An 18,675-nucleotide genomic window follows, 5' to 3' on the forward strand; every position below is an offset into this window, starting at 1 on the left:
ATTGGAAGATGGTTTTAGTTTATCGTTTTTTCCCCTCTCCCGCAGCCTTGCGGACAATTCCAGGAATATGCTGAAACCGGTTGGGCAATCTGTCGCCCAACCACAGAAGATATCGCCGCGCCGTTAGGCCCCGGCGCGGGCCGGTTGCGTCGCCAGCAGCGCGTTGAGCTCCGGCACGCAGGAGCCGCAGTTGGTCCCGCACTTCAGCCTGGTGCCCAAAGCCCCGACGCTGGCGCAGCCGCTGGCGATGGCCTCGCCGATCGCCCGCTCGCCGACCCCAAAGCAGCTGCAGACAATCCGCCCCGGCGGCGCGGCGGCGGCGTCCGGTCGGCCGCTGAGCAGCGCATGGCGCCGGGCGGCATCGGACGGCGGCGTGGCGAAGGCGGCGCTTACTCCTGCGCTATCCACCGCCGGCTCGTGCGCATCGCTCCACCAGCCCAGCATCAGCCTCCCCTGATGCCACGCCAGCAGGTTCCACACTGCGCCGCCGTCTGCTATCTGCAGCTGCCAGCCGCGCTGCTCGCACCAGACCCTGAGCCACTGGCGGGCTGACGCCTCCCCGGCCAGCGAGTAGTGCAGCACTCCTGTCGCCGCCCGCCGCCGCCAGTGCCAGGCCGCAGGAAATGGCAGCGGTTCGCGACAAAACAGTTCGCTGTGCCAGGCAGGCTGCCAGGCGGCAATGGCCACCGCCGCCTGTTTACTCTCCGGCTGGGCGGAATGCGGGTCCGTGACGGCGGCCAGCAGGTTATTCACCCGCCCCTGGCGGGCGAACTGATTGTTCCAGTGCATGGGGACAAACAGCGAGCCGGGGCGCTGGCCTTCGCTGATCGCCACTTTCGCCACCATCACCCCATGGCGCGACCAGATCCGCGCCAGCCCCTCGGCGACAAGCTGGTAACGAACGGCGTCCTGCGGCGCCACCTCCACCACCGGCTCCGCGATATGCTGCATCAGCCGCGGCACGGCACCGGTGCGGGTCATGGTGTGCCACTGATCGCGGATCCGCCCGCTGTTGAGGATCAGCGGATAAAAGACATCGGTTGCCGCCCGGGTCGGCTGAGGCGTCACCGGCACCATTCGCAACCGGCCATCGCGATGCCAGCCGCGCGTGACAGCCAGGTCGGCGCGGCGGCGGCTGACTGGCCAGCGGACCGGCGCCATGGCGTCCCACGCCTCGCGGCTGAGATCCGCCAGCGCGCCGATATCAAACGCCCGCTGGCCGTCGTTTTCGAAACCGGACAGCGCCGCATGCTCGCGGAAAACGTCATGCGGATGCTGCCAGGCAAACGCCTCGCGATATCCCAGCGCCTGCCCCACTCTGGCGATGATCCACCAGTCCGCTTTCGCCTCTCCCGGCGGCGGCAGAAAGCTGCGCTGACGGGAGATGCGCCGCTCCGAGTTGGTGACCGTGCCATTTTTCTCGCCCCAGGCCAGCGCCGGAAAACGGATGTGGGCGAAATGTCCGGTATCCGTCTCAGCGGCAACATCCGAGACGATCACCAGCGGACAGCCGGCCAGCGCCTGGCTCACCGCGTGGCTGTCGGGGAGGGACACCACCGGATTGGTGCCCATGATCCAGACCGCTTTCACCTCGCCGCGGCCGATGGCGGCAAACAGCTCCACGGCAGTCAACCCCGGGGTCTGCGCCAGCCGCTCGGTTCCCCAAAAGCGGGCCAGCCGCTGCAGATCAGCCGGCACAAAATCCATGTGCGCCGCCAGCATCGTCGCCAGCCCGCCGACTTCGCGCCCACCCATGGCGTTGGGTTGACCGGTCAGCGAAAAGGGGCCGCAGCCGCGGCGGCCATACTTTCCGCTAGCCAGATGGACGTTGATGATGGCATTACATTTGTCGCTGCCGCTGGCTGACTGGTTAATTCCCATGGTGTAGAGGGTGATGGCCCGCGGGGCGGCGATAAAATCGCGATAGAAACCCGCCACCTCATCGGCAGCCAGGCCGCAAAAATCAGCTACTTTCGCCACGTCCCAGCCACTCGCTTCGGCCAGCGCCTGCGCGCCATCGCGAAAACCGTCGACGCAGGCTCCAGCCTGCGCCAGGGCGTTAAGCAACCCCACGAACAGCCCGCCGTCGCTTCCCGGCGCCAGCGCCAGATGGCGATCGGCGATCTCGCAGGTGGCGGTGCGTCGGGGATCGATCGCCACGATCTGCAACCGGGGATTGTCCCGCTTCGCCTGCGCCAGACGCTGGTACAGCACCGGATGCGCCCAGGCAGCGTTTGAGCCGACCAGCACCACCAGATCGCTGTTTTCCACATCCTCATAGCTACAGGGCACCACGTCGGCGCCAAAGGCCCGCTTGTAGCCGGTCACCGCCGACGACATGCATAGCCGCGAATTGGTGTCGATGTTCGCCGCGCCGATAAACCCCTTCATCAGCTTGTTGGCGGCATAGTAATCCTCGGTTAACAGCTGGCCGGAGGCGTAGAAGGCCACCGCCTGCGGGCCGTGCTGGTCGATAACCTGTTGCAGGCGAGAAGCGGTCTCCGCCAGCGCCTGAGGCCAGGTCACCTTCTGGCCGTCCACCTCCGGCGCCAATAGCCGCCCCGCCAGGCCCGTGGTCTCCCCGAGGGCAGCCCCTTTGACGCACAGACGGCCGAGGTTGGCCGGGTGCTGGTCGTCGCCGCGCACGCTCACCCGCCCCGCGTCATCTACGCTCGCCAGCACCCCACAGCCTACGCCGCAGTAGGGACAGGTCGTTCGGATGGTCTTCATCAGGAGGCCTCCGCTCGCGCCAGCAGCTGCTGGCTGCCCACCCACACTTTGCCGTTTTCCACTTTCACCGGCCAGGCGCGCACCGCCTGTTCACCGCCGTCGCACGGCCAGCCGTCGCGCAGGCGAATCCGCTGTTTGTACAGCGGGGAGATCACCACCGGTTCCCCGCCGACGTCCCCTAGCAGCCCCCGCGACAGCACGTTGGCCGCGCTGCCCGGCTCGCGGTTATCCAGGGCATACACACGATCGCCGAAGCGGAACAGGGCGATCTGCCGCTCCCCTAACCGGGCGCCAATCCCCGCCTGCGCCGGAATGGCGTCAAGGTCGCAAATCGCCTGCCACGGGCGGGATGGGAGTTCGCCTTCGGGCAACGCTTCAGCAGGCAGCGGCTGCGGCTGACCGCGCAGCTCGTGGCGCTGCACCGCCTCGTCGGGCTGGTCGCTATTAACGAAGGAGCGGAACAGCGCCAGACGCTGAGGATCGTTGAGGGTGGTCTGCCACTCGCACTGGTAGCTGTCGACGATGCGGGCCATCTCCTGCTCCAGCTCCTCGCCAATGCCGAGGCTATCCTCCAGCACCACCTGCCGCAGGTAGGCGACGCCGCCCTCCAGGTTGTCCATCCAGGTGCTGGTGCGCTGCAGGCGGTCGGCGGTACGGATATAGAACATCAGCAGACGATCGATGCTGCGGATCAGCGTCGCTTCGTCGAGATCGCTGGCAAACAGGTCGGCGTGACGCGGTTTCATTCCACCGTTGCCGCAGACGTACAGATTCCAGCCTTTGTCGGTGGCAATCACTCCTATATCTTTGCCCTGGGCTTCGGCGCACTCGCGGGTGCAGCCAGAGACCGCCATCTTGATCTTGTGCGGGGCGCGTAGCCCTTTATAGCGATGCTCAAGCCGCACCGCGAGCCCGGTGGAGTCCTGCACGCCGTAGCGACACCAGGTTGCGCCGACGCAGGACTTCACCGTGCGCAGCGACTTGCCATAGGCGTGGCCGGTTTCAAACCCGGCGTCGGCCAGCTCGCGCCAGATAGCCGGCAGCTGTTCCAGCCGCGCGCCAAACAGGTCGATGCGCTGGCCGCCGGTCACTTTGCTGTAGAGCTGATAACGTTTGGCGATCTGCCCGATGGCGATCAGCCCGTCCGGCGTCACTTCCCCCGCCGCCATCCGCGGCACCACCGAATAGGTTCCGTCCTTCTGAATGTTGGCGAAATAGCGATCGTTGGTATCCTGCAGCGGCAGGTGCGCCGGCTTCAGCAGGTATTCGTTCCAGCAGGAGGCCAGCACCGAGGCCACCAGCGGTTTACAAACCTCGCAGCCGTGCCCCTGGCCGTAGCGGCTAATCAGCTGCTCGAAGGTATGGATATGGTTGACCCGCACCAGGTGGTAGATCTCCTGGCGCGACCACGGGAAATGCTCGCAGACGTCTTTTTTCACTTCGACGCCCTGCGCCGCCAGCTGGTACTCCATCACCTGTTTCACCAGCGCGCTGCAGCCGCCGCAGCCGGTGGCCGCTCTGGTGCAGCTTTTTATCGCCGCCATATCCCCCGCGCCATTGTTCACCGCCTGGCAGATATCGCCTTTGCTGACGTTATGGCAGGAGCAGATCGGCGCGCTGTCCGGCAGCGCCGCGACGCCGAGCGCCTTCGGCGCGGCTCCCTCCAGCACCGGGAGGATCAGACTCTCCGAACGCGGCGGCAGCGCCATGCCGTTCAGCATCATCTGCAGCAGCGTGGCATAGTCGCTGGCGTCCCCCACCAGCACGCCGCCAAGCAGGGCTTTGCCGTCCTGACTGACGACGATTTTTTTGTAAATCTGCTGCGGACCGTCGGTCCATTGATAGCTCTGACAGCCCGGCGTGCGCCCCTGCGCATCGCCAAACGAGGCCACGTCAACCCCCAGCAGCTTCAGTTTGGTGCTCATGTCGGCACCGCTAAAGCAGGCGTCCTCTCCTGCGAGAGTGGCCGCGGCGATGCGCGCCATCTGATAGCCCGGCGCCACCAGACCGTAAATTTTATTGTCCCACAGGGCGCATTCGCCTATCGCCAGCACGTCCGGGTCAGAGGTGCGGCACTGGCCATCAATGCCAATCCCCCCGCGCTCGCCGACCTGCAGCGCGCAGCCGCGGGCCAGCGCGTCCTGCGGGCGGATCCCCGCCGAGAAGACCACCATGTCGGTCAACAGCGTGCCACCGTCGGCAAAGTTCAGCCGCAGGCCGTCGGCCTCGCTCACGATGGCGGTGGTGGCTTTGCTGGTATGTACCCCCACGCCGAGGGCGACGATCTTCTCCCGCAGCATCGCCGCCCCGCCGTTATCCAGCTGGACGGCCATCAGGTTCGGGGCAAACTCCACCACGTGCGTCTCCAGCCCCAGCTGTTTCAGGGCGTTGGCGGCCTCCAGCCCGAGCAGGCCGCCACCGATCACCACCCCGCGCTTCGCCGCGGCGGCATGGGCGGCGATGCGGTCGAGATCGTCAAGGGTGCGATAGACAAAGCACCCGTCGAGATCGCTGCCAGGGACAGGCGGAACAAAGGGATAGGAGCCGGTCGCCAGCACCAGTTTATCCCAGTGGGTTTCATGTCCCTCGGCGTCCCGCACCAGCCGCGCGTCGCGGTCGATCGTCGCCACCGCCTTGCCGAGGCGGAGTTCGATGCCGTGCCGGTGAAAGAAATCATCGGCCACCAGCGACAGCGATTCGGCGCTGCGTCCGGCGAAATATTCGGAGAGGTGCACCCGGTCGTAGGCGGCGTAACGCTCTTCGCCAAACACCACGATACGATATTGCTCATGCAGGTTGCGGCTCACGCATTGTTCCAGAAAATGGTGGCCGACCATGCCATGTCCCACCAGCACTAATACAGGTTTCGTCATCGTCATTATTCCTGCAGCCTGCGGCTGCGTTGAAGAAGGGTCAAAAAGCCAGTCCGCGGTGGCGGGCTCGTCGCTTTCCAGGCGCGCGGTGAGCGCGGCGGCGGCAGTGCAATCGCCCATCAGCAGCACGCCGCGCAGGCGGCCGTCGCGCAGCAGCAGGCGACGATAGTGGCGGTCGATGGGGTCCCAGCTGGTAAAAATGTCATCCTGTTCGCCGGCCTGCTGCTCGCCAGCGCTAAAGAGTTCAATGCCGGTGACCTTCAGCCGGGTGCCGGCGTCCTGCCAGACAAAGCCCGCGCCGGGGACGCCGCACAGGCGATCCGCCAGCACTTCGGCCTGGCGCAGGCAGGGAGCCACCAGCCCCCAGGTCTGGCCGTCAATTTCGCAACATTCGCCAATGGCGCTGATCCCCGGCAGCGAGGCGGCCATCTGGCGGTCAACCACGATCCCCCGCTGGCACAGCACACCGGACTGCGCCGCCAGACGGCTGTTGGGCTGCACGCCGGTCGCCAGCACCACTCTGTTGGCGCGGAATACCCGCCCATCCGCCAGCCGCACGCCGTCGGCGTCGATGGCGGCGATCCGGCACTCCAGCACACAGCGAATGCCGCGCGCTTCAAGCTGCTGCCTGAGCTCATCGGCGGCAAAAGCGTCGGTCAGCGGCGCCATTAATTCACCGCCGCGATGCAGGAGAGTGACCTCCCCGCCGTGGCGACGCAGCGCCGCCGCCGCTTCCACCCCCAGCACCCCACCGCCAATCACCACCGCCGGGCCGGGTATCGCCAGAATACGTTCCACGTCCGCCAGGGTGCGGAAGGGCATAACCTGCGGACGATCAATGCCCGGCAGCGGCGGGATAAAGGGCCGCGAACCGGTGGCGAACACCAGCTCATCCCACGGCAGCCAGGTCTCCGCGATGCGCAGCCGCCGTTGCACAACATCGACTTCATCCACCGCCTCGCCAGACCGCAGGCACACCCCGTGCCGGGTGTACCACTCCGCCGGCAGCAACGGGAGCTGCGCCGCTGTTTTTTCGCCAGCCAGCAGCGGCGAGAGCTGGATGCGGTTATAGGCCGGGTGCGGCTCGTCGCCGACGACGGTAATGGCAAACCGCGCAGGGTCGCGCTCAACCAGCCGCTGCACCAGACGGGTGGCCGCCATGCCGTTACCGATCACCACCAGTCGCCGCGTCATGACCGCCTCCTTACGCCGCTTTCGGCTGTTTTTCATACAGGAAATGGAGGATCTGCTGGCGCAGATGGTGATACCGGCTGTCGTCCGCCAGCTGAACGCGGTGGCGCGGACGCGGCAGATCGACCGCGAGGATCTCGCCGACCGTCGCTGCCGGGCCGTTGGTCATCATCAGCACCCGGTCGGAGAGCAGCACCGCTTCATCAACGTCGTGGGTGATCATGACGATGGTGGTATTGAGCTCCTGCTGAATCTGCATCACCGTGTCCTGGAGGTGGGCGCGAGTCAGCGCGTCCAGAGCGCCGAAGGGCTCATCAAGCAGCAGCACTTTCGGCTTCATCGCCAGCGCCCGGGCGATACCCACCCGCTGCTTCATGCCGCCGGAGATCTCCCCGGGCCGTTTATGCAGCGCATGACCCATCTGCACGCGCGCGAGATTGTGTTCAATCCACTCCCGACGCTCATGCTTGCTCATGGTGCGACGGAACACCTGATCCACCGCCAGCGCCACATTGTCGAAACAGCTCAGCCACGGCAGCAGTGAGTGGTTCTGGAAAACCACCGCCCGCTCCGGCCCGGGACCGGCAATTTCCCGGTTATCACACAGTAGTCCGCCCTCGGTAGGGGTGGTGATCCCGGCGATCAGGTTTAGCAGAGTCGATTTTCCGCAACCCGAGTGGCCGATCAGGCTAATGGTCTCCCCTTCGACGATATCGAAGGAGACATTCTGCAGCGCCAGGAACTCGCCGCTGGCGGTGTTGAAGCGCTGGCTGACGGCCTGCACCTGAATTAATGGTTTCATGTTGGCTCCTTATTTTTCCTGCCAGCTAAAGCGGCGGGCGAGCAGCATCAGACCCTGCTCCAGCAGCAGGCCGACGACGCCGATAATGACGATGGCGATGATGATGTTTTCCACATTGAGGTTGTTCCACTCGTTCCAGATCCAGAAGCCGATCCCCAGCCCGCCGGTGAGCATTTCCGCCGCCACGATCACCAGCCAGGCGATGCCGATGGAGAGGCGCACGCCGGTAAGCACCGCCGGCAGCACCGCCGGAAAGAGGATTTTGCGCATCACCGTCCACTCCGAGAGCTGGAGGACGCGGGCGACGTTGAGATAGTCCTGCGGGATCCGCCGCACGCCTTCCGCGGTGTTGATCACCATCGGCCAGATGGAGCAGATAAAAATGGTCCAGCTGGAAGCCGGCTCCGCCTTCTGGAACAGCAGCAGGCCAATCGGCAGCCAGGCCAGCGGGCTGACCGGGCGCAGCAGAGCAATCAGCGGATTAAACATGCGGGCGAAGAACAGCGAACGGCCGATCAAAAACCCCAGCGGAATGCCCGCCAGCGCCGCCAGGCCGAAGCCCACCGCCACGCGCTGCAGGGAAGCCAGCACGTTCCAGCCGATGCCCATGTCATTCGGCCCGTCCTGATAGAACGGATCGGCAAACAGGGTCAGCGCCGAGTCCAGCGTGCTCAGCGGCGTGGGAAAGCCTTTGCTGTGCATCGCCGCCAGCTGCCAGGCCAGCAGCAGCACCCCCAGCCCCAGCAGCGGGGGCAGCAGGCGCTGGATGAGCTCACGCAGCCAGCGCGTGACGGTTGGCGTGGTGCGCCGGACCTGCACCGGCGGCAGGAGAATCACTTCGCCAGGCGCGTTCTCCACGCTGACGACCGGTTGCTTACGTTGTGCCTGCTTCATCTCATGCCCCCTTACGTTGAATAGCGAAATGGCGGGCGTAGCCTTCCGGGTCGGACCCGTTCCAGACCGTACCGTCCATCAGTGTGCTGCTGCGCATCGTGGCTGCCGGCGCGCTGATCCCCCCTACCGCCTGGGCGGCAGCCTGCCAGACGTCGATGCGATTAATGCGCGACGCCACCGCGAGATAATCCGGAGCCTGTTTCAGCAGCCCCCAGCGACGAAACTGGGTGAGGAACCACATCCCGTCCGACAGCCAGGGGAAGCTCACCTCGCCCTCGGCGTAAAAGCGCATCGGATGGGGATCCTGCCAGCGGCGGCCGAGGCCGTTGTCATACTCCCCAAGCATCCGGCCGGTGAGGTACTGCTCTTTGGTATTGAGCCAGCCGCGCCTGGCGAGCAGGCGGGCCGTCTCCCGGGTGTTCTCCGCCGAGGCGGCGATCCAGCGCTGCGCCTCCATCAGGGCCGCCACCAGCGCGCGGGCGGTGTTCGGCTGGCGTTCCACCCAGTCGCGACGGGCGCCCAGCACCTTTTCCGGATGCTCGGGCCAGATATCCTGGGAAGTGGCCGCGGTGAAGCCGATACGGTCGTTTATGGCGCGGGCGTTCCACGGCTCGCCGACGCAAAAGCCGCTCATATTGCCGATGCGCATGTTCATCACCATCTGCGGCGGCGGCACCACGACGGTGCGCACATCGTTAAAGGGATCGATGCCGGCGCTCGCCAGCCAGTAGTAGAGCCACATAGCATGGGTGCCGGTGGGAAAGGTATGGGCGAAGGTGTAGCTGCCCGGCGCGCTGCGGTCGATCAGCCGCTTCAGACCGCCGAGGTCGGTCACCCCTTTCTCCTGCAGTTCGCTGGAGAGGGTGATGGCCTGACCATTGCGGTTGAGGGTCATCAGATTGGCCATCGCCTGCGGCTTGCTGGCGATCCCCAGTTCAAGTCCGTACAGCAGGCCATAGAGAATATGCGCCGCGTCCAGTTCACCGGCCACCAGCTTGTCGCGCACCGCCGCCCAGCTGGCCTCCTTACTCGGCGCCAGGGTAATGCCATATTTTTTGTCAAACCCCTTCGCCGCGGCGATGGCCAGCGGCGCGCAGTCGGTCAGCGGAATAAACCCGACCCGCACGGTGGTCTGCTCCGGTCTGTCCGAGCCGCCGGCCCACGCGGCCTGCATCACGCCCGGCAGCAGCATCGCGCCGCCCAGCGCGGCCCCTGCCTGCAGCAAGCGCCGCCGTGAAATTGAAAATTTATCGCTCATATCCGCTCCACACGCGCAAAAAAAAAGCGCCCGACAGTGCATACGCACTGCAGGACGCCTTTATCCACGGACACCCGAACCGCCATTGGTTCGTCGCCCGGACTTTTATTCACTCACTATAACTAATGCAAAGAGGATGCCAGCTTTAGCAATGGCGCACGGGCGGGCTTTTCCTTTCGCCCGGGTCGGCTTGTCAGGCAAAAGTGCACCGCCGACAGGCAGCAAATGCCCATCGGTTGTGCATCTACTCCTTTGGGGTTACTGGCCAGATCGCCTTCACCATCAGCAGCGCGCGGGCTATCTCAACCATCCGCTGATTCTTGTCCATGGCCATCTTGCGCAGCGTCTGCCAGGCCTGCTCCTCCGGCATTCCCTGGTGTGTCATCAGCAGGCTTTTCGCTTTTTCGATCAGCTTGCGTTCCTCGAGTGCGTCTTTCAGCGAAGCCAGCTGACTGGAGAGCTGCTGCAGCTCATAGGCCTGCTGGCGCACCAGCGGCAGCAGCTGTTTATCCAGCCGCGGCGTCACGCTATCGCTCTCCTCCCCGGCCAGCCAGCCAGGCGCGTCGTCTTCTAACAGCGCGTCGGTGGCGTCCAGCAGATCGTCGATCAGTTGCTCTTCCACTTCGCGCAGCTGCTCAAGCCGCTGGGTCTGCAGGCCGAACCAGCGCAGCGCCGTTTCCCCACCGTCCGCCGCCGGCTGGCGGGTGCAGGCGATCCGCCGCAGCTGCTCTATGTCCAGACCGGCCTGACTCTGGGTAGTAAACAGCTGGACGGTCGCCGGGCTGCCCAGCGCCAGGAAGCTGTCGAAGCAGGGCTGCTGACCGTCAATACGGTCCACCAGCTGCTGGCGCAGGCTGTCGCTGAACTCGCCGCGGGTAAAGCCCAACGCTCCCAGCGCGCGCTCCTGACCCACCAGCTCTTTTCCCTGCATAAAGCTGTACAGGGCGACCATACGCCCGGCTACCGGCGGGTCGTCAATACTGTCATTGAGCTGCGGGACGATATTCAGCAGATGGCGGATAATACGGCTGAATTGCTCCGTCGCGGCTTCAGCGGCTACCTGCCGGAGGCTGACCTGCTCACGCAGCGTCGGGAGCTGCGCCAGATCGCCTACCGCCCGGGCGATGCGCCAGCACAGCGCGCTGCCGGCGACCGCGCGCGCCCGTTCGAGGGCGGCATAGAACAAGGCCAGCCGCTCATCAACCAGCGCCCCACCCGCCCGACACTCCGCCGCGTACAGCTGGCCGCCCGAGCAAAGAAAAATATTCGACGCCCCGCGCTCGCACTGCAGCATATGCACCAGCGCGCTGAGCTGACTTGCCAGCTCGCCCAGCCGGGCTAGTTGCTGAAGCTGTTGTTTTTGCAGGCGGCGCGCCAGCTGCAGCCAGGCCGTCGCCTCGTCCGCGTGACCAGTCGTATTATTCATACCCCTCCTCCGGGTTAACGCTTTATACTGCGGTAAAGCAATAACCGTGCCTTTAAGAAGGAGTTTGTATGCAACGTATTGTGATTATCGCCAACGGCGCCGCCTACGGCAGTGAATCCCTGTTCAACAGCCTGCGCCTGGCCATTGCCCTGCGCGAACAGCAGTCCGACCTCGATCTCAAGCTGTTTCTGATGTCCGACGCGGTCACCGCCGGGCTGCGCGGGCAGAAGCCGGCGGAAGGGTATAATGTGCAGCAGATGCTGGAGATCCTCACCGCCCAGCAGGTTCCCGTGAAGCTGTGCAAAACCTGCGCGGACGGCCGCGGGGTCAGCGCACTGCCGTTAGTTGACGGGGTGGAGGTTGGCACTCTCGTTGAGCTGGCCCAGTGGACCCTGGCGGCAGATAAAGTGCTGACCTTCTGAATCTGGGGTGCCGAACGGCAGGAAATATCAGGTTTCGCCACCTGAAGAGGCGAAAAAAACGTTAGCTGAATGCTTTCAGGAACAACGTCATTTTTGTTTAATCTTTATCCCTTTTTTTGATCAAAATCAGCATCCCGACCCGCGCCGTTTGGTGTGATGAACAGAGCAAAGTGTGAACAATATCACGCGAGGACTGGGTGGGCAGGATGCTGTAGCAGGACAGAAACGGGGTACAAAAATGGCGATGGTAAAAGCAAGTTTGACGTTGTTTGGCGGTGACACGCTGGTGGTGCGGTGCTCAGAGCGCTGCCATATTCATCTGATGAGCGCGAAGGTCCCTGGCGACAGCCATGCGGATATTCTGAGCGTGCAGGATCGGGACAGCGCCTATCTGACGGTGCCCTACAGCGGCACCTGGAACGTGCTTATCGACAGTCACAGCCAGTCACTGGAGCACTCCATCAGCTACGTGCCAGCCTGACCGTCACTGACAGAACACCCGCCCGGCCATGCCGGGCGTTTTTCTTTTCCGCGCGCTCAGGCCAGGCCCGGCGTCGGGCTCTCGCCCAACAGCGCGCGGACGCTGGCCACCAGATCATCAAGACTGGCGTCGTGCATCCCGAGCTTACTTAACGCCTGTTCCAGCGAAAACAGGTACTGGGCGTTGGTCCCGAGCGGCCCGCTGGCCCGGGCGATCAGCGGAGCGATGACCTGGGCGCTGGTATCCGGCTCAAACAGCGGATGACGCGGATCCATAATAAACACCAGAGCATTTACCGTTCGCCCGTCGTCCAGCTCCAGCTTGCACCAGGTGGGCAGATAGCAGCCGGTGATCATCTCTCGTTTCCACAGCAGAGTCAGCTCTTCTTCCAGCGTGTCGTCCGGCAGACGATAAGCGACGCCGGTAGTCCGGCCGCCCTCTTTCAGAGCCAGCATGCGTCCCGGCTGGCAGGCGCTCCCGCGCCCGGCGGTCAACCGCAGGCAAAACGCGCGGTGCCAGCCCGGCAGCGTGCCGGTGCAGGACTCGCGATAATTGAGCGCCGGGTTCCAGATAAGCGAACCGTAGCCAAAGATCCATACTGAGCCATCATCCGGGCGGCAGGCCAGCGTCGCCGCCAGCGAGGCTGCACGTTGTTCTGCCGACCAGAGTAGCGATTCCTCAATAGCGCCAAACGCTGTCTTACAATCCGCATTCATCAAGAAATCACGAGTTAACACTGTTTACTACCTCCGCCACTGCCCGCTTCCCGGCGTTCGTCTCATGCATCCGTCAATATTGCTGAAATATTATCCAGCTTTATCTTTCAATAAGCAATCAGCGGGGCGCTGGCAAGCGTAAAAGCGGCGTCAGCAATTATTTTTTCTTATGCCACTTATCGTCATCGCCTTTCTCGTAGCTGTTCTTCACCGCCGCCCAGGCGACTTTGTGTGCCGTCTCTTCGCGGCTGGCGTCATCGCGCCGGTCGTCTTTATCCTTATATTGATCCCAGGCGCTGTTAAACGCTTCTTTATAAATTTCCTGCGCATGGGCAGGCAGAACATGCTTAACGCTGTCGGGGAGCTCTTGTTTACTGTGATAGGGCATTATGGCCTCCTGTTTGAGCATAAAGTTTAAGTCTGGAACGCAGGCGGCAGGCTATCAAGCCCATGATGAGTTAAAAATGAATTTTAGTAATTATCTGAATATTAATAATAAAAATAGAGTAATCGCAAATTATAATAAACTAATCAAGATATCTCTCGACACCCGTAAATTTAAGTAAAAATCCAGCGGCAATTTAGCAAAATCTGTTACTTTATCGCCCTGCGTTTTTATAATTATAACACCTGCATAAATGGAGATGGTTCATGACCCATGCACATGAGGCGGTAAAAACCCGCCATAAGGAGTCCTCCCTCGTCTTTCCGGTGCTAGCGCTGGCGGTGCTGTTTTTCTGGGGCAGCAGCCAGTCACTGCCAGTGGTTATCGCGATTAACATCCTCGCGCTGGTCGGTATTTTAAGCAGCGCCTTCAGCGTGGTCCGCCACGCCGACGTCCTCGCCCACCGCCTGGGCGAACCCTATGGCTCCCTGATCCTGAGCCTGTCGGTGGTTATCCTTGAGGTCAGTCTGATCTCGGCGTTAATGGCCACCGGCGACGCCGCGCCGACCCTGATGCGTGACACGCTCTACTCCATCATTATGATCGTCACCGGCGGTCTGGTCGGTTTTTCCCTGCTGCTGGGCGGGCGTAAATTCGCCACCCAATATATGAATCTGTTCGGCATTAAGCAGTATCTTATCGCCCTGTTTCCGCTGGCGATTATCGTGCTGGTGTTTCCCATGGCGCTGCCGGGCGCGAACTTTAGCACCGGGCAATCGCTGCTGGTGGCGGTGATTTCGGCGGCCATGTACGGTGTTTTCCTGCTTATTCAGACCAAAACCCATCAGAGTCTGTTTGTTTATGAGCATGAAGACGACGGCGACGATGACGACCCGCACCACGGTAAACCCTCCGCCCACAGCAGCGGGTGGCATACCGCCTGGCTGCTGGTGCACCTGGTGGCGGTTATCGCCGTCACGAAAATGAACGCCAACCCGCTGGAAACGCTGTTGACCAGCATGAACGCCCCGGTGGCCTTTACCGGCTTCCTGGTAGCCCTGCTGATCCTGTCGCCGGAAGGCCTTGGCGCGCTCAAAGCGGTGCTCAACAATCAGGTACAGCGGGCGATGAACCTGTTCTTCGGCTCCGTGCTGGCCACCATCTCACTGACGGTCCCGGTAGTCACCCTCATCGCCTTCCTGACCGGCAATGAGCTGCGCTTTGGCCTTGGCGCGCCGGAGATGGTGGTGATGGTCGCCTCGCTGGTGCTGTGCCATATCTCCTTCTCCACCGGACGCACCAATGTGCTGAACGGCGCGGCCCATCTGGCGCTTTTCGCCGCCTACCTGATGACCATTTTCGCCTGACCTCGCTTCCCCGCCCGGCGGAGTCCGGGCGAAAAAAAAGCCTGCCGGTTTTGACGCCGGCAGGCTTTTTAACTGATGAGGTCAGGCTTACTTGCTGGTATCCAGCTCGTCGAAGCTTTTCACCAGATCGTCAATCGCTTTCATCTGCTTGAGGAACGGCTCCAGTTTATCCAGCGGCAGCGCGGACGGACCGTCGCATTTCGCGTGGTCCGGATCCGGATGCGCTTCGATAAACAGACCGGCGATACCTACCGCCATACCGGCGCGGGCCAGCTCGCTCACCTGCGCACGGCGACCGCCGGAGGCAGCGCCAAACGGGTCGCGGCACTGCAGCGCGTGGGTGACGTCGAAGATAACCGGTGAGTTGTTGGAGGCTTTCTTCATCACGCCGAAGCCAAGCATATCCACAACCAGGTTGTCGTAACCGAAGTTAGCGCCGCGGTCGCAGAGGATCACTTTGTCGTTACCACCCTCGATGAACTTATCGACGATGTTGCCCATCTGGCCCGGGCTGACGAACTGCGGTTTCTTGACGTTGATCACCGCCCCGGTTTTGGCCATCGCTTCCACCAGGTCCGTCTGGCGCGCGAGGAAGGCGGGAAGCTGGATCACGTCCACGACGTCAGCCACCGGCTGCGCCTGGCTGGCTTCATGAACGTCGGTGATGATTTTCACGCCAAAGGTCTGCTTCAGCTCCTGGAAAATCTTCATCCCTTCTTCCAGACCCGGCCCACGATAGGAGTGGATGGAGGAACGGTTGGCTTTATCAAAGGAGGCTTTGAAGACGTAGGGGATGCCGAGCTTCTGCGTAACGGTGACGTAATGTTCGCAGATACGCATCGCCAGGTCGCGTGACTCCAGCACGTTCATCCCGCCGAACAGCACGAACGGCAGGTCGTTCGCTACGTTGATATCACCAATGCTAACCACTTTTTGTTTCATAAGTTCGCCTTATCAGGGTGTAACCGGAATGGTTCCAGACTAATGCAATGTAATTTGTTTGTGCGAAATCGTGTTGATTTGTGCGCGGATCATCTCGCTAATCGGATCCTCCGGACATTGCTCGACAAAATAGCTCAGGTCCAGCAGCGCCACGTGATCGCAATCCAGCTGGGCATATATCAGCCCGCGGTCGCGGATCTCATACGGGTCTTCCGGGTTAAACTGCAGCAGCGCTTCGCTGGCGCGCAGGGCCAGCTCCATCTGCCGCTCTTCCATCAGCGCCGACTTCAGGGTGTCCAGCAGCTTGCGGATCACCTCGGCGTTATCCGCTTCGTCGAGATCTTCATTAAACAGTTCCGCCACCGGCCCGATGTTGCCCTTCAGCCATACCTCCAGAGTATGTTCGTCGAGGGTTTCGCCATTGAACGGATTAATCAGCCACATCTCTTCGCTGGTTTCCGGGTCCGCGCGCAGCAGCATCTGGGTCGGGAAGATCACCGGCACCACCGGCAGCCCCAGACGCTGGGCGATCCACAGCAGGATCGCGCCTAACGACACCGCGCTCCCCTGACGGTTGACCAGCACTTTATCCAGCCAAAGCGCGTCGGAAAGACGATAAACGCCCTGCGAGGCGCCAAAGCCCCACTCCTCGTAAAACAGCGCCAGCAGGCGTTCTATCTGGCGTTCCTGGTCCCACGAAGGCGCAATCTCCTCCTGCGCGAGGCGCAGCAGCCGCTGCAGCTCTTCCTCGACAAAACGCGTCGGAAAATCGTCGCGAACCTGTTCAGAAATGAGGACCATGCCATCACACAATGGCGCTTTGTTAAATTCGAAATCCGCTAATGACCCCATGACCTACCCCAGTATCGGTATTCTTGTGATGGCGAGTTGAATGATGATAAACAACACCACCAGCGCCAGCAGGAACGCGATAAAGCGGCTCTGCTGGCTGCGCGGACGACGACGGCCCAGCGCGATAAAACCTAATGCGATATAAATGATAACGCCAAACAGCTTTTCAGTCAGCCATGCGCCGTCTTCTGTGAACGGCAGGTAGTGCGTTATCGCCATTAATCCCGCACCGCTGAGAAACAGCAGCGTATCGCTGCAGTGCGGCGCAATTCGCACCCACCGCTGGTTCAGCAGCGGGCTCTGGTGATACATCCACCAGTAACGTAAAACGAACAATCCTACCGACACCACCACGCTGGCGATGTGCAGATAGAGGACAGCCGTGAATAAGTTCATCAGCCAACGTTCTCCATGTCGGGTAAACGTCCGAGGGTCAGACGCTCATTGTCGCCATAGTCGCGACAGGTCGCGACGTCCAGATAGCCCGCTTCGCGGAACAGCGCGCGCACCGCTTCGCCCTGGGTCCAGCCATGCTCCAGCAGCATCCAGCCGCCGGGCTGCAGATACTGCCGCCCCTCGCGGATAATCTGCGCCAGTTCGGCCAGCCCCTCATCGCCCGCCACCAGCGCCGTTAGCGGCTCAAAGCGCACATCGCCCTCGGCGAGATGCGGGTCTGCAGCGTCGATATAGGGGGGATTGCTGACGATCATGGCGAAACGCTGCCCGGCCAGCGCGGCAAACCAGTCGCTTTGCCGTATCGTCACGTTAGCGATGCCCAGATGGGCGGCATTACGCAACGCCAGCGCCACGGCGTCCGGCATGACGTCCACCGCGGTGATCTCACAGTCCGGACGCTCGCTGGCCAGCGCCAGGGCAATGGCGCCGGTCCCGGTGCCGAGGTCGAGAATACGGCACGGCGCGACGGGCAGACGCGCCAGCGCCTGCTCTACCAGACATTCGGTATCCGGGCGGGGGATCAGCGTCGCCGGGGAGACAAACAGCGGCAGCGACCAGAACTCCCGCTGCCCGACCAGATGGGCGATGGGCTCTCCGCGCTGGCGTCGCTGCAGGAGCGCCTCCAGCGTCGTCGCCTCGTCAGCGGAGAGCGTCGTTTCGCCGAAGGCCAGGATCCAGGTGCGCGCCCGGCCGGTGACGTGTCCCAGCAGGATCTCGGCGTCGCGTCGCGGACTGTCGCTCTCCGCCAGGCGGGCGATTGCCTGCTGCAGCCAGGCCTGAAAGGTCATCATTCCTGCTCGGACAGCGCCGCCAGCTGATCGGCCTGGTGTTCCTGGACAATCGGCTCAATCAGCATGTCGAGTTTGCCCTCCATCGCCTCATCCAGACGGTAAAGGGTCAGGTTGATGCGGTGGTCGGTCACGCGGCCCTGCGGGAAGTTGTAGGTACGGTTGCGATCGCTGCGGTCGCCGCTGCCCAGCAGGTTGCGGCGCGTGGAGGCTTCCGCCTGCTGACGCTTGGCTACTTCGGCGGCGCGGATCCGCGCCCCGAGCACCGACAGCGCCTTGGCTTTGTTTTTATGCTGAGAACGTTCGTCCTGACACTCCACCACGATGCCGGTGGGCAGGTGGGTAATACGGATCGCCGAGTCGGTGGTGTTAACGTGCTGCCCGCCCGCGCCGGAGGAGCGGAAGGTATCGATGCGCAGATCCGCCGGGTTGATATCCGGCATTTCCGCCTCCGGCAGCTCCGGCATCACCGCCACCGTACAGGCGGAGGTGTGGATACGTCCCTGCGACTCGGTGGCCGGCACGCGCTGCACACGATGACCGCCGGATTCAAATTTGAGCCGGCCGTAGACGCCGTCGCCGCTGATCTTGGCGATCACCTCTTTAAAGCCGCCGTGTTCACCTTCGTTGGCGCTGAGGATCTCCACCTGCCAGCGGCGCGATTCCGCGTAACGGGTGTACATGCGGAACAGATCGCCGGCAAACAGCGCCGCTTCGTCGCCGCCGGTCCCGGCGCGTACTTCCACGAAGGCGTTACGCTCGTCATCGGGATCTTTCGGCAGGAGCAGGACCTGCAGCTGTTGCTCCAGCTGTTCGCCTTTATCTTTGGCGTCCCGCAGCTCTTCCTGCGCCATTTCGCGCATTTCCGGATCGTCGAGCATCATCTGTGCGGTTTCAATATCCTCCTGCACCTGACGCCAGTCGGTATAGCAGCGCGCCACATCGCTCAGTTGAGCATACTCCCGCGACAGCGCGCGGAATTTATCCTGATCGGCAATCGTCGCGGCATCGCCGAGCAGCGCCTGCACTTCTTCGTGGCGCTCGTACAACGCTTCCAGTTTGGCAACAATAGAAGACTTCATAGGCGTGAAT

General features: G+C 62.8%; 16 protein-coding genes. 3 read left to right on the forward strand and 13 right to left on the reverse strand.

All coding sequences use genetic code 11. From position 1 onward, the window contains the following. Positions 1-123 precede the first annotated feature (123 nt). The 6 genes from GQR96_RS14715 to nasR all read right to left on the reverse strand — a co-directional run bounded on the left by GQR96_RS14715 (position 124) and on the right by nasR (position 11,174). Positions 124-2,730, reverse strand: a complete 2,607-nt coding sequence (locus GQR96_RS14715) for a nitrate reductase (RefSeq protein WP_049003799.1) — start codon at positions 2,728-2,730, stop codon at positions 124-126. Continuing rightward, on the reverse strand, positions 2,730-6,797 hold the full coding sequence (gene nirB, locus GQR96_RS14720; protein ID WP_077268244.1) for a nitrite reductase large subunit NirB: 4,068 nt from the start codon (positions 6,795-6,797) through the stop codon (positions 2,730-2,732). Before nirB ends, GQR96_RS14715 begins: the two co-directional genes overlap by 1 nt. A gap of 10 nt (positions 6,798-6,807) precedes the next feature. Further along, positions 6,808-7,596 carry an ABC transporter ATP-binding protein gene (locus tag GQR96_RS14725; RefSeq protein WP_004203195.1) on the reverse strand — a complete coding sequence of 263 codons (789 nt, stop codon included), beginning with the start codon at positions 7,594-7,596 and terminating at the stop codon, positions 6,808-6,810. A 9-nt stretch (positions 7,597-7,605) separates the two neighbouring features. Further along, entirely contained in the window at positions 7,606-8,490 is an 885-nt protein-coding gene (gene ntrB, locus GQR96_RS14730) for a nitrate ABC transporter permease (RefSeq protein ID WP_004203197.1), read from the reverse strand. 1 nt (position 8,491) lies between these two features. Further along, complete coding sequence (locus GQR96_RS14735; RefSeq protein ID WP_065904558.1) at positions 8,492-9,748, reverse strand: CmpA/NrtA family ABC transporter substrate-binding protein; 1,257 nt, start codon at positions 9,746-9,748, stop codon at positions 8,492-8,494. A 244-nt stretch (positions 9,749-9,992) separates the two neighbouring features. Next, on the reverse strand, positions 9,993-11,174 hold the full coding sequence (gene nasR, locus GQR96_RS14740) for a nitrate regulatory protein NasR (RefSeq protein WP_065904556.1): 1,182 nt from the start codon (positions 11,172-11,174) through the stop codon (positions 9,993-9,995). 68 nt (positions 11,175-11,242) lie between these two features. Here nasR and GQR96_RS14745 point away from each other — a divergent pair, with 68 nt between their 5' ends. Continuing rightward, the gene (locus tag GQR96_RS14745; protein WP_002910380.1) at positions 11,243-11,596 is read left to right on the forward strand and encodes a DsrE/DsrF/TusD sulfur relay family protein; all 354 of its coding nucleotides are present in this window, start codon (positions 11,243-11,245) and stop codon (positions 11,594-11,596) included. A 238-nt stretch (positions 11,597-11,834) separates the two neighbouring features. Further along, positions 11,835-12,077: a DUF1883 domain-containing protein gene (locus tag GQR96_RS14750; protein WP_002910387.1), complete on the forward strand. Its 243-nt coding sequence runs from the start codon at positions 11,835-11,837 to the stop codon at positions 12,075-12,077. Between the two features lie 56 nt (positions 12,078-12,133). Here GQR96_RS14750 and GQR96_RS14755 read toward each other — a convergent pair whose 3' ends face one another. Both GQR96_RS14755 and chaB read right to left on the reverse strand, forming a co-directional pair. Then, positions 12,134-12,814, reverse strand: coding sequence for a gamma-glutamylcyclotransferase (locus GQR96_RS14755; RefSeq protein ID WP_004203203.1), 681 nt, complete (start codon positions 12,812-12,814; stop codon positions 12,134-12,136). 136 nt (positions 12,815-12,950) lie between these two features. Continuing rightward, complete coding sequence (chaB, locus tag GQR96_RS14760; protein WP_004203206.1) at positions 12,951-13,181, reverse strand: putative cation transport regulator ChaB; 231 nt, start codon at positions 13,179-13,181, stop codon at positions 12,951-12,953. Positions 13,182-13,444: 263 nt separating this feature from the next. Here chaB and chaA point away from each other — a divergent pair, with 263 nt between their 5' ends. Further along, positions 13,445-14,545, forward strand: coding sequence for a sodium-potassium/proton antiporter ChaA (chaA, locus tag GQR96_RS14765; protein WP_004203207.1), 1,101 nt, complete (start codon positions 13,445-13,447; stop codon positions 14,543-14,545). A gap of 87 nt (positions 14,546-14,632) precedes the next feature. Here chaA and kdsA read toward each other — a convergent pair whose 3' ends face one another. Genes kdsA through prfA form a run of 5 tightly spaced genes read right to left on the reverse strand, consistent with a single transcriptional unit; the run spans position 14,633 to position 18,665 of the window. Beyond that, the gene (kdsA, locus tag GQR96_RS14770) at positions 14,633-15,487 is read right to left on the reverse strand and encodes a 3-deoxy-8-phosphooctulonate synthase (RefSeq protein WP_002910393.1); all 855 of its coding nucleotides are present in this window, start codon (positions 15,485-15,487) and stop codon (positions 14,633-14,635) included. A 39-nt stretch (positions 15,488-15,526) separates the two neighbouring features. After that, on the reverse strand, positions 15,527-16,339 hold the full coding sequence (gene sirB1 / locus GQR96_RS14775; RefSeq protein ID WP_017899847.1) for an invasion regulator SirB1: 813 nt from the start codon (positions 16,337-16,339) through the stop codon (positions 15,527-15,529). Between the two features lie 3 nt (positions 16,340-16,342). Beyond that, positions 16,343-16,735, reverse strand: a complete 393-nt coding sequence (sirB2, locus tag GQR96_RS14780; protein ID WP_008804389.1) for an invasion regulator SirB2 — start codon at positions 16,733-16,735, stop codon at positions 16,343-16,345. Continuing rightward, positions 16,735-17,583, reverse strand: a complete 849-nt coding sequence (gene prmC, locus GQR96_RS14785; protein WP_065904553.1) for a peptide chain release factor N(5)-glutamine methyltransferase — start codon at positions 17,581-17,583, stop codon at positions 16,735-16,737. The genes sirB2 and prmC overlap by 1 nt, the downstream gene beginning before the upstream one ends. Beyond that, positions 17,583-18,665 carry a peptide chain release factor 1 gene (gene prfA, locus GQR96_RS14790; protein ID WP_004203214.1) on the reverse strand — a complete coding sequence of 361 codons (1,083 nt, stop codon included), beginning with the start codon at positions 18,663-18,665 and terminating at the stop codon, positions 17,583-17,585. The genes prmC and prfA overlap by 1 nt, the downstream gene beginning before the upstream one ends. Positions 18,666-18,675 lie beyond the last annotated feature (10 nt).

It is taken from the genome of Klebsiella sp. PCX (assembly GCF_021869705.1).
Classification (GTDB): Bacteria; Pseudomonadota; Gammaproteobacteria; order Enterobacterales; family Enterobacteriaceae; genus Klebsiella; species Klebsiella quasipneumoniae.

Excerpts from the sequence above, each read along its gene's own strand:
- GQR96_RS14715 (WP_049003799.1), bottom strand. The coding sequence starts at position 2,730 with ATGAAGACCATCCGAACGACCTGTCCCTACTGCGGCGTAGGCTGTGGG.
- nirB (WP_077268244.1), bottom strand. The coding sequence starts at position 6,797 with ATGACGCGGCGACTGGTGGTGATCGGTAACGGCATGGCGGCCACCCGT.
- GQR96_RS14725 (WP_004203195.1), bottom strand. The coding sequence starts at position 7,596 with ATGAAACCATTAATTCAGGTGCAGGCCGTCAGCCAGCGCTTCAACACC.
- ntrB (WP_004203197.1), bottom strand. The coding sequence starts at position 8,490 with ATGAAGCAGGCACAACGTAAGCAACCGGTCGTCAGCGTGGAGAACGCG.
- GQR96_RS14735 (WP_065904558.1), bottom strand. The coding sequence starts at position 9,748 with ATGAGCGATAAATTTTCAATTTCACGGCGGCGCTTGCTGCAGGCAGGG.
- nasR (WP_065904556.1), bottom strand. The coding sequence starts at position 11,174 with ATGAATAATACGACTGGTCACGCGGACGAGGCGACGGCCTGGCTGCAG.
- GQR96_RS14745 (WP_002910380.1), top strand. The coding sequence starts at position 11,243 with ATGCAACGTATTGTGATTATCGCCAACGGCGCCGCCTACGGCAGTGAA.
- GQR96_RS14750 (WP_002910387.1), top strand. The coding sequence starts at position 11,835 with ATGGCGATGGTAAAAGCAAGTTTGACGTTGTTTGGCGGTGACACGCTG.
- chaB (WP_004203206.1), bottom strand. The coding sequence starts at position 13,181 with ATGCCCTATCACAGTAAACAAGAGCTCCCCGACAGCGTTAAGCATGTT.
- chaA (WP_004203207.1), top strand. The coding sequence starts at position 13,445 with ATGACCCATGCACATGAGGCGGTAAAAACCCGCCATAAGGAGTCCTCC.
- kdsA (WP_002910393.1), bottom strand. The coding sequence starts at position 15,487 with ATGAAACAAAAAGTGGTTAGCATTGGTGATATCAACGTAGCGAACGAC.
- sirB1 (WP_017899847.1), bottom strand. The coding sequence starts at position 16,339 with ATGGGGTCATTAGCGGATTTCGAATTTAACAAAGCGCCATTGTGTGAT.
- sirB2 (WP_008804389.1), bottom strand. The coding sequence starts at position 16,735 with ATGAACTTATTCACGGCTGTCCTCTATCTGCACATCGCCAGCGTGGTG.
- prmC (WP_065904553.1), bottom strand. The coding sequence starts at position 17,583 with ATGACCTTTCAGGCCTGGCTGCAGCAGGCAATCGCCCGCCTGGCGGAG.
- prfA (WP_004203214.1), bottom strand. The coding sequence starts at position 18,665 with ATGAAGTCTTCTATTGTTGCCAAACTGGAAGCGTTGTACGAGCGCCAC.